The following is a 15,450-nucleotide window of genomic DNA, read 5'->3' on the forward strand; positions in this document are numbered from 1 at the left end:
GCGCAGACCCAGGCTGACCACTCTGTAAAACGCATCGCAGCCCCAAAAAGGGCCGGTTGTCTTGCTAACATCGATGGCCAGGAGATCAGCCTTAGCTCTTGCTTAAGGTTGCCAGCAGGGATCGGCGTGCCTGAAACCTTTCCGGCAAGACAACCGCGCGGTTGGCTGCAAATCTGCCAGTATACGGCCCGTTAAAGAGCACGCGGGTGTCTTCATACCGGTCCAATTGCAGGTTTCGTGCAAAACTGTGGCCCAACCCGGCCACGCGGTAGCCTGGTGCGGCCGCAACAGGGTCCAGATACCCTTCGATGGAAAGCTGTGCCAAAGCACCGGCGGCGCCGACGAAACGGGTCGCCGTCAGGCTTTCTGCAACAAAACGCGCCTGCGTCGGCTCAAACCGACCGATGGCTGTGGCGAACGACCCATCAACAAGGCCGCTCATGCCGGGCCCCCGCATATTGACCGGCCCGATGCGGACCCGGCCAAAAGAGATCTGCACATCGCCTGAAATCAGATCGCGCGGGGACCGAGTGCGCGACACTCTGCTGGCGATCACCATGCGACCGCGCCACAGGCCGGAGACGGCAACCCGGTCACCGACACCGATATCCGCGGCTGGGTTTTCCAGGCGACAGGTGACGCCGTTAACGACCAATTCCAATCCGTCCTGCGATTGCGCGCTGACCTTTCCGACAAGGGGGTGGGTCACGTGCACCCTCTTGGCGAGGAGCGCTTCCGGAGGGCCCGCAGCCTCGATGGTCAGGCTATCGCCGATCTTCAGGTCGCTTTCGTTGATCTGGCCAAACCCATCCGAAAAACGGGTGGATCCGTCAGTTTGCAGCAGATTGCCGCTGACAATCAGGCTGCCAAAGTCTGTTAGAATGCCGACAATGCCGGTGCCGCCAATCCCACCTTCCACGTCGCGTTCCGTCGATTGCGGCCATGCGACATGCGGGAACAGGACCGTGGAAAGACCAGCCACCAAAGCAGTGCGGCGCGACAGTTTACTGGTCGTCATCGGATGGTATCCCTTTTTCAACGGTGTCTTCGTCTTCCTGGTAAAAGAAAACGCCAAGTCTGAAACGATGGGTGGCGGTGCCTGATTTGACGTCCTCGGACTGACGCGCGGCGGCAAGCGTGTTGATCTGTTTCAGAGCGTCCAGCCCAAGATCGCGGGCCGCTTTTTCAATTTCGGCAACCGAGTGCGCGGAGAGACTATTGTAGAAAACAGCGCGTTCCATGTGGGGCGACGTGTCGGACAGAAGGTTGTCCACACCCGCCTGCATATGGTCGCCCAGATTGTGCCCGAAAAAATGCAGCTTCTGGTCGGTGCCCGATGTACCCACCAGCCCCTGCAGCTCCAACCGGACCTGATCTTCCCGGATCGAAACGATCTCCTGTCTGAGCAATTCGTCGAGCACGGTGCGCGGGCGTATGTCACGGCTCACCGATTGCACCAGCGCCTCAAAGCTGGGCGATTGATCTCCGAAGCGCGGCAAAACCGCTGGTTCTCCGCCCGCCTGGTAAATGGGGTCGGACAACCAGCGCCCAATCACCGTGGACAAGGTGGAGATCTTGCGACGGGCGCCGACGTCTTCTGCGGGATCACGATTGCGGAACTCTTTCACATCGCGCCGATGCACCCCGGTCATCACTGTCACCCGACTGTCCGTGGCATCATCTTTCAACTCATCGATGGCCACATCGACGTAGGTTTGTTTGACGAGCGTGTAGAGCGCCGGAGCGGTCACGCCTTTCGCAATCAGCGCCCGCACCAAAGGCTTCAGAATACGCCGCAGCGCTTGGTCGAGAAATCCTGAATTTGGGGTCTGATCGGGCGTTTGCATGCCGTAACATGAGTGCCTGTGTGAAAAGATTCCACAAAAAAGTTGCCTTCCGGGAGTTTTGCGACAGATAGCCACATATTGATGTGTGAAATATGCACACGAAATACCAAAGGAGGACCTTTCTCATGAAAATTCGCAATCTGCTCAAAGCGTCAGTTGTTGCCGCAGCGCTCGCTGTATCGGGGTGTGCATCCATCGCACCCAGCGATCCGGATATTGTTGAAGTTGCGCAATCCGCGGGTTCATTTGACACGCTGGTGGCGGCTGTCAGTGCGGCTGATCTTGTGGATACGCTCAAGAGCGATGGCCCTTTCACTGTCTTCGCGCCCACGGATGAGGCTTTCGCGGCACTTCCGGAAGGTACCGTCGAGACATTGCTGAAGCCTGAAAACAAGGACCAGCTGACGGCCATCCTGACCTACCACGTGATCCCCGGTAAGGTCATGGCGGCAGACCTCGCGGGCAAACGCCTGAGCGTGGCAACCGTGAACGGTGCAGAGGTCCATGTGGACGGCCGCAATGGCGTGAAGGTCGAGCAGGCAAACGTCATCAGTGCTGACGTCGAAGCCTCCAATGGTGTGATCCACGTCATCGACAGCGTTCTGCTGCCCTAAATTTTTTCTTGCGAGGGCCCGACACGGTCGGTTTCGTGCAAGTGGCCCTCGCGATCCAAAGACACTGTTACGCGGCGAGATGCGCGCGTAGGAAATCGATCATGACCCGCACCTTGCTCGGCAGATAGGTGCGGCTCGGATAAAGAAGCCAGGCCGCCGTATCGAAATCGGTGGCGGTGCAGTGGACATCCGGGAAGACATCGATCAACCGACCTGATCCCAGATCGTCTTGCACCAGCCAGTCTGCGAGCAAGGCAATCCCCATCCCGCAGCGGGTCGCATCGCGCAATGTCAAGGCATTTGAAAACAAAGACTTGCCGGAAATCGGGACATCCACGCGGGTGCCGCGAACACTTTCGAAATGCCAATGATCCTGAAATCCCGGCAAGGCAAAGCGCAGGCATTCATGATCTTTCAGAACGGATGGCGGACCCGTAACGGGGTGACGCGCCAGATACGCCGGGCTTGCGACAACTATGTATGTGGTCTTCATCAGGCGGGAGGAGATGAGATCACCCTTTGGCGCCGGCGCGAGGCGGACGGCAAGATCAATGCTGTTTTCGATCAGGTCAAGATTGGCATCGCTGCTGTTCAGATCGACGGTGATATCCGGATAGAGATCGCGGAAGGCCGGGAGCAGCGGCACAATCAGTTCACAGGAAAAGGCGACGGAGGCGGTCATCTTCAGAACGCCCTTGGGGTGGCGGCGATGGCCCAATGCTGCTTCCTTTGCCGCGGCCATTTCGTCGAGCAATGGTGCCAGTTTCTGCAGGTAGATGTGCCCTTCTTCCGTGACGGTCAGTCGGCGTGTTGTGCGTTGAAAAAGGCGGATGCCCAGTTCGGCCTCCACGTTGGCCACCACCCGCGACACAGAGGATGGATCAGCGGACATGGCTCTGGCTGCCCCGGCAAAACTGCCATGGGTCTCTACCAGTAAGACAGTCTTGAGTGAGGCGATATCCATTCATGCAAATTTTTCATGAATGTATGGATTAGCCAACCCTTTTTCTCGTTTTGAGCGGCAATTAGAACCGTTTTGCCGGGACAGGACAGATTGGTCGGGAAGCTTGGGCGCCACGTGATCTCAACCGGCAGGACAAGATACAACTACCCGACAGCTGACGTGCTTCACGGACTATGAAAAGGGAAGTAAAACAATGAACTATATCGAAAACAACACACTTGTCATAACAGGCGCAAGCCGTGGCATTGGCGCCGCGATCGCACGCTACACAGCCGCGATGGGCGCGCGTGTCGTTCTGAGTGCGCGGTCAGAGGCGGCCGTCACCGAGATCGCAAATGAGATCACCGCAGCGGGGGGGCAGGCAACAGCCTTGGCATGTGATGTGAGCGATTATGGCCAGGTATCAGCGTTGATGGATCACGCCATGCAAGTTTTTGGATCCATCGACGTCCTAGTGAACAACGCTGGTGTGATCGAGCCGATTGCGCGCCTCATCGATAGCGATCCTGATGCATGGGGCCAGATCGCAGACGTGAACTACAAAGGCGTGTACCACGGTCTGCGCGCCGCGATTCCGCATATGATCGGGCAGGGCGGCGGGACGATCATCAACATCTCTTCCGGTGCGGCAACCAGCGCGCTTGAGGGGTGGAGCCACTACTGTTCTACTAAGGCTGCCGTCTTTTCTCTTACGCGCTGCGCGGACAAGGAATACCGGGATCAGGGCTTATGTGTCCTTGGGCTCAGCCCCGGCACAGTGGCAACCGACATGCAGGCCGCGATCAAGAGCTCAGGGCTAAACCCGGTCAGCCAGCTCGGCCCATCGGCGCATATCCCGCCCGAATGGGTCGCAAAGACCGTGCATTTCCTATGCGGCCCGGCGGGCAAGACATTCGCCGGGACAGATTTCTCGCTCAAATCCCGTGACGCGAAGGTGCAGGTGGGATTGCCGGTCACGTAACGTTCATTAATTCAAGTGAAACTGTTTTTTGTGACAACGAATATCGTGTAACATTGAGTGGGGCTGACGGATGTCAGCGTAATTTGTTTAAGTGAGTTGGAGGGTGCGGTGAAACGTCGTGAGTTTTTAGTAGGTGCGGGATGCGGTGTCGTATTGTTGGACATGAACGAGGCGGAGGCCTCGATCGCACCGGAGTTGCCAGATTACAATATGCCGGAAGAGTTCCTGCCGCGTGAGGTTAGGATCAAGAATGATTTCGCACCGTTCGAAATCCACGTGGATCCCGGTCAATACGGGTTGTATTGGATTTTGCCGGACAAGAAGGCAATCCGCTACGCGGTCGGCATCGGCAGAACCAATCTCTATGAGGCGGGCGAATTCTACGTCGGTGCGAAAAAGGAATGGCCAAGCTGGACGCCGACGCCCGAGATGATTGAGCGTGATCCGGCAAGCTACGCGCAATTTGCAGATGGATTGCCGGGAGGGTTGAACAATCCGCTTGGGTCGCGGGGTCTGTACCTTTTTCAACCGGGCAAGGGGGATACCTTCTTGCGCATCCACGGCACAAACGATCCAAAGACCATTGGCAGACGCGTATCCAATGGCTGTGCGAGACTGATCAATGATCAGATGATCGACCTTTATGATCGCGTTCCGATGCAGACACGTGTGGTCCTGCACCCAATTCTGACCAGTTGAATTGGCAGGTCATCCGCTCCCTTGGGAGCGGGTGATCCCGGGTTTCGATTGTGTTAGATTGGATTGCATGATTATCAGGCGTTAGGCGGCTGCGATTTGCATCGCCCTGTGCCTGAGGGTCCGGCGTGAACACATCTGAAGGTGACAGCCCACGAGGCTTCGGCTTTGCCGTATCAGCCTATTTTCTGTGGGGCTTCCTGCCCATCTACATGAAAGCGATGGCGCATATACCACCCCTTGAGGTGCTGGCGCACCGCATTGTCTGGTCGATCCCCATCGCGGCGATGGTGTTGTGGGCGTTGGGTCGCACGGGGGATCTCAGGGCGGCCTTGCGATCCTGGCCAACCCTACGCATGGGGCTTGTGACGGCGACGCTGATATCGGTGAATTGGGCGATATACATCTGGGCCATCGTCTCGGGGCATGCGCTCGATGCGGCGCTGGGCTACTATATCAATCCGCTCTTCAGCGTGTTTCTCGGCGCGGTCCTTTTGGGAGAGAAACTGAACAAGACCAAATGGTTCGCCATTTTCCTCGCTGCTGCGGCTGTGGTGATCCTGACCATCGAGACTGGCAGACTGCCCGTTGTTGCGGTCGCTTTGACCGTTTCCTGGGGGTTTTACGCTTATTTCAAGAAATCGCTCCCGGTTGGCCCCAATCAGGGGTTTCTGCTCGAAGTGCTGTTGCTGGCGCCCCCGGCTATTGGCTATGTTCTGTTTCTCGCCCTGCGTGGCAATGGTCATTTTATTGCGGGCCATGCCGCGGATACCGGATTGTTGCTAGGCTGTGGGGTGGTGACGGCGGTGCCGCTCATGCTCTATGCCAACGGTGCCAAACTGCTCCGGCTGTCGACAATCGGCATGTTGCAATACATCGCGCCAACGATGATTTTCCTGATCGCTGTTTTCGTGTTCGGAGAACCCTTTGGACAGGCCCGAATGATCGCTTTCCCGATGATTTGGCTGGCCTTGATTTTCTATTCTGCGTCGCTGCTGAGCGAGGCGCGCGCGGCGCGATCCGCCTCCCCGGCGCGTTGACGCCCGCGATGGCAAGTCGTGGACCGACCAAAATACATGTGGCTAGCCCAGCGACCGCAAGAGTGTGAGCGAAGGTGCGCCGGTAACCGTCTGTCCGCGGCTTGCCTGATAGGCCTCGATGGCTTTGCGCGTATTTGGCCCGATCACACCATCGGTACCTTGCGTGTCAAAGCCGCGGGCGGTCAGCCCACGTTGCAAGGCGACACGGTCGTCTTTTGTCATCCCGTTTTCGTCAGGGGGGAAGCTGGAAACAAGCGGTCCCGCGCCGCCAATCCGGTCGGCCAGATGACCCACCCCGATCGCATAGGCATCGGAGTTGTTGTACCGTTTGATTGCGCGGAAATTGCTGGTGACTGCGAACCTTGGACCGCCGGGTTGTGGTTGCAGGATGCTGCCCGCCGGTGCGTTATTGCCGACCTCACCTCCCCATTTCACACCGCGTGTCCAACCATTTCGTGCGAGATATGCCGCGGCTGAGGCCAGCGCATCGCTCGGATCATCGGACCAGATGTCGCGACGCCCATCGCCGGTGAAGTCGACCGCAAATGCCTGATAGGATGTGGGAATGAACTGAGTGTGGCCCATCGCGCCAGCCCAGCTGCCGACCAGGCGGTCCGCCGTGGTGTCGCCGCTTTGCAGGATTTTCAAGGCTGCAACCAACTGTTTTTCGAAAAATGCGCCGCGACGGCCATCATAGGCGAGCGTCGATGTTGCGGAGACGACGGGGACATTGCCGCGACGGTCACCGTAAAAGCTTTCCAATCCCCAGATTGCCGCGATGATTGTCGCGTCGACACCGTATGTGCTTTCCAAAGCGTTCAGGGTTGCCCTGTGATTTGAGAAAGCCGCGCGGCCTTTTGCAACTCTTTCTTCTGACACGGCAATGGCCAGGTAGTCCTCCAGGCTGCGCTTGAATTCGGTTTGATTGCGGTCTCTTCTGACCACACCGGGTAAATAGCCTGTGCCCCGGAAACCGTTTGCAAGGGTGGTCTCGGTCAGCCCCTGCGCGCCCGCGCGGCTGCGAAACCCTGCCACCCATGCATCATAGTCGGCATTGGCAACGGGTCTGAGATCATCAGGCAGGCCCGCCGTCGCGCGCGGTGTGGTAACAGTGGGGCCGTTCACTGTCGTGCAGCCCGCGAAACCCAAAGCCAGGGTTCCAAGTCCAAAGTGCCGTCTGGTCAAGGTCATACTGCTTCGATCCCGCTGTGGCGTTTGGCCGACGATAGCGGATCGTATCTTGCCATCAATGCAAAACCAAACCTCTGCGGGGTCATTCTGCTGTTTCTTGCCAAGGGCCCGTTTCATGCATCGTGGCCTTCTGGCCTGCGGATCGCCGCCGCGGTCGTGGCATCGCCCCAAACCAACCGCTTTCTTCTGCCTCAGCCTTGCCCCGGCGACCTTCTGAAGGTGCAAGAAATCTCTTCGCTGTGCGATTCTCCGCTTGGTTCAAAGGATCATTGCGGCGGAATTAGGAACGCATGATCTGGCCGGTGGGCCAATTCTTGACAGGTTACAGGCGAGCTTATTGGGTGCAGGGAAGATGCAATTTTCCCTTCGTCCGTTTTGAGTAAAGTCATGCATTCATTTTCTGATTGGAACCAACTACACGGTATTGATGCCGCGACATTAGAAGACATTATCGCTGCCTTCCGATCTGGCGCAGTTTCAACCGAACCATACACCCCTTCCGAAATTACCGGCCGCAGAGGCGACGGGCCCAGCCTTGCAAAGCAGAATGAATGCTACGAAAAGCTTGTAATCCCAGCTTTTTTGTCGGCATTCGGCAACTCCGCTACCGTCTTGGCCGCGTTGACGTCTATCCGGTTCACCGGCTTCGATGAGGAAGATGCGAAGGTTCCCTACACGCTCGATTGCGGGAAAAGTGACGCCCCACGCATTGTGATGAGCTGGTGGGGTCGTCCGGCAGATCTTATGTGTCTCGCCCATGAGACGGCGCATGCCTTGCAGATCATCCTGTCAGATCATGAAAGAATGACCCCGCTGGCGCGGGAGACCTGTGCCTTTCTCGGTGAACTTCTGGTCATTGAACATGCGCGGCGACACCACCCATCGCTGTTTGCGCTTTTGCATGATGTCTGGCGGGCCGAAAGTCGGCGCTATCTTGGCGCCGATCTCGACACCCTGGCAGCGGCTGTGGCGGACCCCACGACGCCATATCACTATCGGCAAAACTATCCGCTCGCGCGGCTTGCGGCGGTGCATCTGTTTCGACGCCGGAAGCCCGGGCAATTGCATGCTCTTTTCGCAAGCGGGGAGAGTGCGATGCCGCATTTACCGCTTGAGGCAATGGCCAACCGGGCAGGCGACATCGCAAACTATCTGCCACCGATGCCGGCCCCTGATCCGGAACGCCCCTCAATGGAGGCGTATCGCAGTCTTGGCGCTATGGTGCTTTTGGACATTGACCGTTTGCAGGGGCCGTCTGAAAAGCGGATTGAAGCCTATTACGGTGAGTTGCTCAAACATCTGCAAGACCAGACAGCCTATGTCGCGCTTAACAGTGACGACAGGCCGGTTGGATATGCAACCTGGGCCAACCGGCCTGGTGATGGCGCGGTGACGCTCACCCGTCAATCCGCTCCGTTTGGCGATCATCTGGTGGTGCAAAAGAGTTTGGAGCGGCATCTGGGCTGGTCTGGCCGCGTCGCCGCCCATCACGCCAAAAGCGCGCAGCAGGCGCAGATCGCATGGTAGGGATCGACCACTACGCCAGCGCGGGATTTGCACTCGAGCTGCTGGCACAATCTGACTACCACCGAGAGTTTGCGCTGGGCGATTACTACCGCGCAGAGATATTGCCCGCGCTCTTGTGCAGCCAGACACGGTTTTACCTCACCGACGAAGGGGTCCCGACGGCGATGGTGACCTGGGCGTGGTTGTCAGAAACGGTTGAGCGTGAGGTTCATAGCAGTGGTCGGGCGTTGCGGGACAAGGAATGGCAATCTGGTGATCGGTTGTTTTTCAACGATTGGATCACCCCCTATGACAACATTCGCGACGTCCTGCACGATATGACGCACAACGTCTTTCCCAATGAGGTTGCAACCAGCCTGCGCCGAAACCCGGACGGCTCCGTGCGGCGCGTCAACCGCTGGACAGGGGTAAATCTGAGAAAGGTCAAAGAGGAGGTCAGGGTATGAACGTGGCCTATCCCGCCGCGCAGTTTGACAGCGACATCGCGGCCATTGCGGGCTTTGCCGATCTGCTACGCACCGGTTTTGAGAATCCTGAGGGCATAGTCGGCACGATCCTCTTCTCCATCCCGGAGTATCCGGATCAGCGTTTTATTGTGCGCTGCACGGATGAATTGCTGATCGAGCGCGATGATCTTGAGCGCGCCACAGACACGCAGGTGATCATCCCGGTGGCCACGATCCACCGGATTTTCAACGAGTTCAAGGTCCTCGACTGGCGTGATCCTGCAATCATCGGCACCATCACCTTTACCGGAAATCTGGCTTTGGCCAATCATCTGGCTAAATCCTGCATCCGTCCGAGCAACTGGACAATGGCGCGGTTCCGCAAGGCCGCGCGGGTCCATGCTGCAAAAGGATATCGGCATCTGACCGAGGTCGATTATCTGCATCAACCTACTCAGCGGCAGATTCTCGAAGTGATGGAAGAGAGCCGTCCGGTCATTGTCACCGGGCTTGAACCGACACCACCCTGCGAGGACTGGAGCATCGACAGGCTTGCGGATTGCTATCGCGACGCGGTAGTGCGGGTGCGTTCGGCCACGCAGCGCCAGACGATGGCGGAATTTGTGGCAGAACTGAAAGCTTTCGAGGCCAACCCCTATGACGAGATGATTGAAGGTTTCGTCAAGCCCTATACCGAAGGCGCCAATCTGCCCGAAGAGATGTTTGATAACTTCGGTCCGCTCTTTTTTGACCCTGAGGATTTCGCCCCGCCGCAGCTCTGGCTCGGGTCGGTGCCGACCCATATTCCGACGTCCAGCCTGCACCGCGATCCATTGACCGGGTTTTTGCAGCAGGTCATTGGGCGCAAGCGGCTTGAGCTCTATTCGGCGGATCAGGCGGAGCTGCTCTATCCCATGAAAAGCTACAACAATTACCAGCCCTGCTGGTTCAAACCCGATGCTCCGAATTACGAGATTTTCCCTAAGGCACAGGCGGCAAACAGCCTGTCGGTGACGCTCAACCCCGGGGAACTTCTGGTGCAGCCCGCGGGGTGGTTTCATCAGGTTTATGCAGTGGACAGTCCGAATATGTCGGTCAGCTATTTCTGGCGCTACTGAGCGTCAAATCAGGTTTCGGCCCTTCCGGGTGGGAGGGGCGAAAGAGGGTGAAGGGTTCTGATACAACCCCTCACCCGATCAGCCGCCGGGTGGAAAACCTGGCAGACGTAACAGCGATCCGGATATCACATTCCGGCCGCGGATGTAAGGAAGACACGAAAATGTTAAGCATTTACAAGACGTCATTTCATGATCTGAACAGCACCGTCAGCTTTGGTGGCGGCGGTGGTGGCGGTGGCGGGGGCGGCGGCAATGATGGCATGGCCGCGATCACCAGCAAGATGGACAGCGACTATTCCACAACAAGCCGCAGCGACGTGAGTGACTGGAGTGAGATGGATGTCCGCACACATGCCGCGGGCAACGTCGGCTACCGCGGCAGCAACTACGCGCAATCCGTTGGGGCATGCACGGGCTGCCACCAGGGGCGCTATGATGCAATCGGCGGCAGCAACCACACCTATAACCCCGACTGATCGGATCTGATCATTCTTCGCACCCCGCGCATTCTGTGTGCGGGGTGTGGTTTTGTCGGACACACCCGACTTTTGCTTCTAACGCTTCAGGCTTTGTGATGAGAAACCGGTTTTTACTTGCAGCAGTGCCCGTCGTCGCATTTTTCTGTTTCGCGCTCTTTGCGCATTCTCAGGAAAGGCGGGACGTGGCGCGTGACTTTGCCACGCTCGTGCAAACCTATGAGCGCGCGGGCGAAGCGCCTCTCTCCCGGCGCTGGTACGGCAATGAGACGTTCTGTGTTTTCAATCTTCAAAGTGGGATGGACAGCGCGGGCATGCTGGCAGAGATGCTGGACAGTCTGAATGGCGCCTTTGGGAGCAATTTCAAGGTTGTCAGTGTGGCAGATCATCAGGCTTGTCCGGATATCACATCGTTTTACGTGCTGTTTGGCGGCGCTGTCGAAACTGAAACCTTCATTACAGTTCTGGAAGATATCAGTGGTAGCACCCCGCCGTTGTCAGACCATGATCTCCAGGGCGTGATGGGCTTTGCGCTGACCATTGCGGGTACCAGGAAGCGGGAATTCATCTATGTCGATGACACCGTTCCCCCAATTGCCAGCAATGCCGCGCCCTTCAAATCGATCCTGATCGAAGAGGCGTTCCAAGCCATCACCGGGCTTGCGGATTTCGACGCAACTGAGATTTTCTCCGTTCTGGGTGAGAACCTCCATGTCGCATCTTATGAGGACTGGTTTGACGAAAACCCACGCGGGTTTTGCCTGCTGGATTTGTATCTGCTTGAGATGCAGATCGGTCAAACCGTGGGGCAATTCAGTCAGGGCAAGGCGCCTCTGGAGTGGCTGAACAAATATGCCGACAAATTGCATGCCAAGATCGCCGACATTCGCCCGCAAATGGCGATGTTTGTGGATGAGCGGTGTATCGATTGAGTGCGGCATCTGGCCTTTGCCGGGGTAGGTATCTTGAGCACGCTTTGTCGGACAGGGGGCGCGCACGGCTGGCCGCCAGCACCCCCGGCGTGATTTTCAAGAAGCGTTTTCAAAGGATGTAGCGACAAGATGCGCAGCTTGCCCGGTTCAGATCCCGCTGAATTGCACAGCCCAGGCTTTGTGCAGGCGCGTTTAACGCCGGGCTTTGTAACACCATGAAGAGCGACCGGGAAAATGCTGGCGAAATTCCACTGTCGTGGTTTGGCAAGACGCTTTGGAAATTCACACCACTTTACATCGAACTGGTCTTTCTGGCGATTTGCCTGCGTCTGATCGGGCTTGTCGAGCCGTTCATCTTTCAGGTCATCATCGACAGGATTCTGCCGTTTGAGCGTGAGGCGTCGCTGATGGTGGTTGTCGCCATTTTTGTCGCTGTCAGCCTGTTCCAGTTGGGCTTCGAAATCCTCTCTGAACTGCTGGGGATGCTCACGGCGAACCGCGTTACACGCGAGTTTGGCGCGCGCATTTTCGAGCATCTTTTCAAACTGCCGTTCAATCACTTTCGTAAATGGTCGGTCGGGGAAACCATCGCCCGGATCAGCGAGACCGACACCATCCGCGCCTTTCTGGTGGGCACGACAACCGGCGTTTTCCTCGATCTGCTTTTCGTGTTTGTCTACATTGCCGTCCTGCTGACGTTGTCAGGTCCTTTGACGTTGATCATCCTGGCGGCCTTGCCCGTCCAAATCCTGATCTATGTGGGCTTCGGCCCGTTTTTGCGTCGCAGACTTCGGGCGCAATTTGACGCGGGCGCCGCGCATCAGACCCAGATGGTCGAAAACATCTCCGGCATTGCCTCGGTCAAGGCGCTCAGCGCTGAGGCAAAAATGCTGGACCGGCTGGACCAGACCCTCCACGCAAATCTGAACGCGAGCTACCGGGTGGGGCTGCTGAATATCTGGAATGACAAACTGCTGTTCATTGTCGAGAAGGCCATCACCATCAGCATCATTTACTTCGGCGCTCAATTTGTTTTCGCAGGTGAAATGACCCTGGGCGAGTTAATCGCCTTTCACTTGCTGGCGGCGAAGGTCACGGGCCCGATTGAAAACTTTTCGAGCCTTTGGGAAAGCTGGCAGAACATTCGCGTCTCGCGGCAACGTCTGGGCGATGTGGTCAACACACCGATGGAACCTTTCAATACGCTGCCGAAACTGCCGCCCCGGCTTGAGGGTCGTCTTGCGTTCAAATCCGTCGATTTTGCCTATCTGCCCTCGATCCCCATCCTGCAGGGCTTCAGTTTCGAGGCGGCCCCTCACACGCTCACGCTTGTCGTCGGGCCTTCGGGTATCGGTAAATCCACCTTCGGCAGGCTGGCGTCGGGGATCGACATTCCCGACCAGGGTGAGGTTGTTCTGGGGGGAGAGAATATTGCGCAATACGAGCCCCACAGCGTGCGCACCAACATCGCCTATGTGCCGCAGGAACCCTATCTTTTCTCTGGTACGCTGCGTGAAAACCTGACGCTGGGGGCGTCGGCGGCCACCGACGAGATGCTGGCGCGCGCCCTGCGTATCTCCGCAGCTGAAGCCTTGCTGGAGCAATTGCCGCAGGGCTTTGAGACGCAGGTTGGCGAGCGCGGCTCCGCGCTTTCGGGTGGGCAAAGGCAACGTATCGCCATCGCGTCCTCTTTGGTGCGCAACCCCAAGGTGATCATCCTCGACGAACCGACAAGTGCGCTCGACGGTGCGGCGCAAAAACGGATGGCGGCAGAGCTTCACAAGCTCAAGCAGGAGGCGACCGTGATCATCATCACGCATAACCCCGACATCTTCGAAAGCCCGGATCAGGTCGTTGATTTCGAGGCCCTGAAATGATCGCCTATCCCGAGACCATAAAAGTTACGTCACCGACCCTGCACGCGACGATCCTCTTCACGATCGCCGTTTTCGCGGCAATGCTGGTGATGTCCTTTGTCTTCACCGTGGAGGTTGTGGCGCGCGGGCAGGGGCGGATCGTGCCGGTCAGTCGGGTTCAGGTTGTGCAACCGGAATTTGCCGGGAAAATCATTGCAATCAAGGTGCAAAACGGCATGTCGGTCAGCCAGGGCGACGTGCTGATCGAACTTGATCCGACCGATGCCATCGCCGAACTGGGCACCGTCAGCGCCGAGCAGGCGCGGCTTGAGATCGAGGCCGCCCGGATTGATGCGCTGGTGTCGGTTTTGGATGCGGATCCGAAGGCGTCGAATGTGTCAGACCGGGCGCTTGCATCCTACAATGTCCCACCCGCCCTTGTCGGGCAGGATTTCGCTGTTGAGCAACGCATTTTGCTTTTGGCAGAGGTCAACGACCTGCAAGCTTCGCTGGCTCAGATCGCCGCCCGCGAGGATGCCAATCGTCGATCCGAGGATGTGACCCATGCCAATATCGCGCGCGTTGCGGCGGCTCTCGATATCCAGCGGGAAAGGTTGGAAATTGCAGAGAAGCTGTTGCAGCAGGGAACAACCAGTCGCGCCAGTTTTCTCGATGCGCAACAGGCCTTTACCGAATTGGAGCGCGAACGCGATGTGTATTTCCGCGAGCTTGAACAAAAGGTGGCCGTGCGTGCGGAACTCGACAGCGAAGCAAGGAGTATCATCACGGACCGACGCCGATCACTGCTTGACCGGCAAGCGGAAATCGATGCGCGATTGGCCACCCTCGCGGAGGAGGATCGCACGGCGCGCCGACGCGTCAGCGCCGCGACCTTGACGGCACCCGCATCGGGCGTTGTGGACCAGTTGACGGTTTTCACGGTGGGTGGTGTGGCCGAAGCCAGTGCGGAATTGCTGCGGATCGTGCCAACGGATGTCGAGGTTGAGATTGAAGGGACATTTCCAAATCAGGACATCGGCTTCATGCAAATCGGGCAGCAGGCCAATATCCGCCTCGATGCTTACCCTTCGGAAAGGTTTGGGCCTGTGCGCGGAACGGTTTCGGACATTGCAGCGGATTCGACGGAAGTCGCTGAGGGGGAGTGGGGGTTTGTCGTCCGGGTGACGCCGGACAAGGCCTTCATCGAGACCAGCAGTGATCGCTTTCTGCTGCGTCCAGGCATGACCGCGACCATCGACGTGACGACGGACAAACGGCGCATTATCAGCTATTTCTTTGCGCCCATCGTGCGGACCATTCAAAATGCCATGGGCGAGAGGTGACGGGCGCCCGGTCACCGGGATAGATCACGCGATATAGCTTGGGGCCGGACCCCTTTCTTCTTGTACACGGACATCCTCGTCAAATTCTCCGTTGATCGCCATTTCATAGACGGCTGCGTAGCTCCAGCCGTACATCTCGGCGAGCATTTGGCCATGCGCGATCTGCTTGGCAAATTTACGTTCGTTTTCCGCTCTTTTTGCCGGGGTTTCTTTTGCTGCCACCTGCTTGTCTGCTTCTGGCGCGCCCGCAACAGGGGCGCCGGCGGGCTTTGAAATTTGCTGCGGTTCCTCACGCGCGGCAACAGCTGGCGGTGCAGCTGCCGCGATATCCTTTGCGTTTGGTGCAACCGGTGCGACCCCTTCAGGAGCAGGAGCAGGAGCAGGAGCAGGAGCAGGAGCAGGAGCAGGAGCAGGAGCAGGAGCAGGAGCAGGAGCAGGA

16 protein-coding genes are annotated in these 15,450 nt (G+C 57.8%); 11 read left to right on the forward strand and 5 right to left on the reverse strand.

The features are described 5' to 3' along the window. Positions 1 to 91: 91 nt before the first annotated feature. Positions 92 to 1,018 (reverse strand): DUF5666 domain-containing protein, encoded by a 927-nt coding sequence (locus Q1A20_RS22770; RefSeq protein ID WP_299918905.1) that lies wholly within the window; start codon positions 1,016 to 1,018, stop codon positions 92 to 94. After that, a complete protein-coding gene (locus Q1A20_RS22775) occupies positions 1,005 to 1,847 on the reverse strand; it encodes a DUF6502 family protein (RefSeq protein ID WP_299410516.1) in 843 nt (280 codons plus the stop codon). Before Q1A20_RS22775 ends, Q1A20_RS22770 begins: the two co-directional genes overlap by 14 nt. A 125-nt stretch (positions 1,848 to 1,972) precedes the next feature. Here Q1A20_RS22775 and Q1A20_RS22780 point away from each other — a divergent pair, with 125 nt between their 5' ends. Then, a complete protein-coding gene (locus Q1A20_RS22780; RefSeq protein WP_299410517.1) occupies positions 1,973 to 2,461 on the forward strand; it encodes a fasciclin domain-containing protein in 489 nt (162 codons plus the stop codon). 67 nt (positions 2,462 to 2,528) lie between these two features. Here the strand turns inward: Q1A20_RS22780 and Q1A20_RS22785 are convergent, their stop codons facing one another. Next, positions 2,529 to 3,425, reverse strand: a complete 897-nt coding sequence (locus Q1A20_RS22785; RefSeq protein ID WP_299918908.1) for a LysR family transcriptional regulator — start codon at positions 3,423 to 3,425, stop codon at positions 2,529 to 2,531. A 193-nt stretch (positions 3,426 to 3,618) separates the two neighbouring features. On the opposite strand from Q1A20_RS22785, the gene Q1A20_RS22790 reads away from it, so the two are divergent. From Q1A20_RS22790 to rarD, 3 genes are all read left to right on the forward strand, one after another. Further along, entirely contained in the window at positions 3,619 to 4,386 is a 768-nt protein-coding gene (locus Q1A20_RS22790) for an SDR family oxidoreductase (protein WP_299918910.1), read from the forward strand. 162 nt (positions 4,387 to 4,548) lie between these two features. After that, positions 4,549 to 5,085: a L,D-transpeptidase gene (locus Q1A20_RS22795; RefSeq protein WP_298976862.1), complete on the forward strand. Its 537-nt coding sequence runs from the start codon at positions 4,549 to 4,551 to the stop codon at positions 5,083 to 5,085. Positions 5,086 to 5,210: 125 nt separating this feature from the next. Further along, positions 5,211 to 6,122, forward strand: a complete 912-nt coding sequence (gene rarD / locus Q1A20_RS22800) for an EamA family transporter RarD (protein WP_299410520.1) — start codon at positions 5,211 to 5,213, stop codon at positions 6,120 to 6,122. Positions 6,123 to 6,164: 42 nt separating this feature from the next. Here rarD and Q1A20_RS22805 read toward each other — a convergent pair whose 3' ends face one another. Further along, positions 6,165 to 7,313: a lytic murein transglycosylase gene (locus tag Q1A20_RS22805; RefSeq protein WP_299410531.1), complete on the reverse strand. Its 1,149-nt coding sequence runs from the start codon at positions 7,311 to 7,313 to the stop codon at positions 6,165 to 6,167. Positions 7,314 to 7,925: 612 nt separating this feature from the next. Here Q1A20_RS22805 and Q1A20_RS22810 point away from each other — a divergent pair. The 7 genes from Q1A20_RS22810 to Q1A20_RS22840 all read left to right on the forward strand — a co-directional run bounded on the left by Q1A20_RS22810 (position 7,926) and on the right by Q1A20_RS22840 (position 15,011). Continuing rightward, a complete protein-coding gene (locus tag Q1A20_RS22810) occupies positions 7,926 to 8,840 on the forward strand; it encodes a hypothetical protein (protein WP_299918912.1) in 915 nt (304 codons plus the stop codon). Continuing rightward, positions 8,834 to 9,286 (forward strand): toxin-activating lysine-acyltransferase, encoded by a 453-nt coding sequence (locus Q1A20_RS22815; RefSeq protein ID WP_299410523.1) that lies wholly within the window; start codon positions 8,834 to 8,836, stop codon positions 9,284 to 9,286. Before Q1A20_RS22810 ends, Q1A20_RS22815 begins: the two co-directional genes overlap by 7 nt. Further along, positions 9,283 to 10,404, forward strand: a complete 1,122-nt coding sequence (locus Q1A20_RS22820) for a cupin-like domain-containing protein (RefSeq protein WP_299918915.1) — start codon at positions 9,283 to 9,285, stop codon at positions 10,402 to 10,404. Before Q1A20_RS22815 ends, Q1A20_RS22820 begins: the two co-directional genes overlap by 4 nt. Positions 10,405 to 10,565: 161 nt before the next feature. Further along, positions 10,566 to 10,880, forward strand: a complete 315-nt coding sequence (locus tag Q1A20_RS22825; protein ID WP_298976813.1) for a hypothetical protein — start codon at positions 10,566 to 10,568, stop codon at positions 10,878 to 10,880. A 185-nt stretch (positions 10,881 to 11,065) separates the two neighbouring features. Continuing rightward, positions 11,066 to 11,812 carry a hypothetical protein gene (locus Q1A20_RS22830; RefSeq protein WP_299918917.1) on the forward strand — a complete coding sequence of 249 codons (747 nt, stop codon included), beginning with the start codon at positions 11,066 to 11,068 and terminating at the stop codon, positions 11,810 to 11,812. Between the two features lie 215 nt (positions 11,813 to 12,027). Further along, positions 12,028 to 13,689: a peptidase domain-containing ABC transporter gene (locus Q1A20_RS22835; protein WP_299410527.1), complete on the forward strand. Its 1,662-nt coding sequence runs from the start codon at positions 12,028 to 12,030 to the stop codon at positions 13,687 to 13,689. After that, entirely contained in the window at positions 13,686 to 15,011 is a 1,326-nt protein-coding gene (locus Q1A20_RS22840) for an HlyD family type I secretion periplasmic adaptor subunit (RefSeq protein WP_299410528.1), read from the forward strand. Before Q1A20_RS22835 ends, Q1A20_RS22840 begins: the two co-directional genes overlap by 4 nt. Before the next feature lie 24 nt (positions 15,012 to 15,035). Here Q1A20_RS22840 and Q1A20_RS22845 read toward each other — a convergent pair. Next, the coding region (locus tag Q1A20_RS22845) for a hypothetical protein (RefSeq protein ID WP_299918920.1) at positions 15,036 to 15,450 on the reverse strand (415 nt) is incomplete at its 5' end.

It is taken from the genome of uncultured Roseobacter sp. (assembly GCF_947501835.1).
Classification (GTDB): domain Bacteria; phylum Pseudomonadota; class Alphaproteobacteria; order Rhodobacterales; family Rhodobacteraceae; genus Roseobacter.

Bases quoted from the DNA above. Each gene is read 5' to 3' on its own strand.
- Q1A20_RS22825 (WP_298976813.1), top strand. From the start codon at position 10,566: ATGTTAAGCATTTACAAGACGTCATTTCATGATCTGAACAGCACCGTC.
- Q1A20_RS22770 (WP_299918905.1), bottom strand. From the start codon at position 1,018: ATGACGACCAGTAAACTGTCGCGCCGCACTGCTTTGGTGGCTGGTCTT.
- Q1A20_RS22805 (WP_299410531.1), bottom strand. From the start codon at position 7,313: ATGACCTTGACCAGACGGCACTTTGGACTTGGAACCCTGGCTTTGGGT.
- Q1A20_RS22785 (WP_299918908.1), bottom strand. From the start codon at position 3,425: ATGGATATCGCCTCACTCAAGACTGTCTTACTGGTAGAGACCCATGGC.
- Q1A20_RS22795 (WP_298976862.1), top strand. From the start codon at position 4,549: ATGAACGAGGCGGAGGCCTCGATCGCACCGGAGTTGCCAGATTACAAT.
- Q1A20_RS22790 (WP_299918910.1), top strand. From the start codon at position 3,619: ATGAACTATATCGAAAACAACACACTTGTCATAACAGGCGCAAGCCGT.
- Q1A20_RS22780 (WP_299410517.1), top strand. From the start codon at position 1,973: ATGAAAATTCGCAATCTGCTCAAAGCGTCAGTTGTTGCCGCAGCGCTC.
- Q1A20_RS22835 (WP_299410527.1), top strand. From the start codon at position 12,028: ATGAAGAGCGACCGGGAAAATGCTGGCGAAATTCCACTGTCGTGGTTT.
- Q1A20_RS22820 (WP_299918915.1), top strand. From the start codon at position 9,283: ATGAACGTGGCCTATCCCGCCGCGCAGTTTGACAGCGACATCGCGGCC.
- Q1A20_RS22775 (WP_299410516.1), bottom strand. From the start codon at position 1,847: ATGCAAACGCCCGATCAGACCCCAAATTCAGGATTTCTCGACCAAGCG.
- Q1A20_RS22840 (WP_299410528.1), top strand. From the start codon at position 13,686: ATGATCGCCTATCCCGAGACCATAAAAGTTACGTCACCGACCCTGCAC.
- Q1A20_RS22815 (WP_299410523.1), top strand. From the start codon at position 8,834: ATGGTAGGGATCGACCACTACGCCAGCGCGGGATTTGCACTCGAGCTG.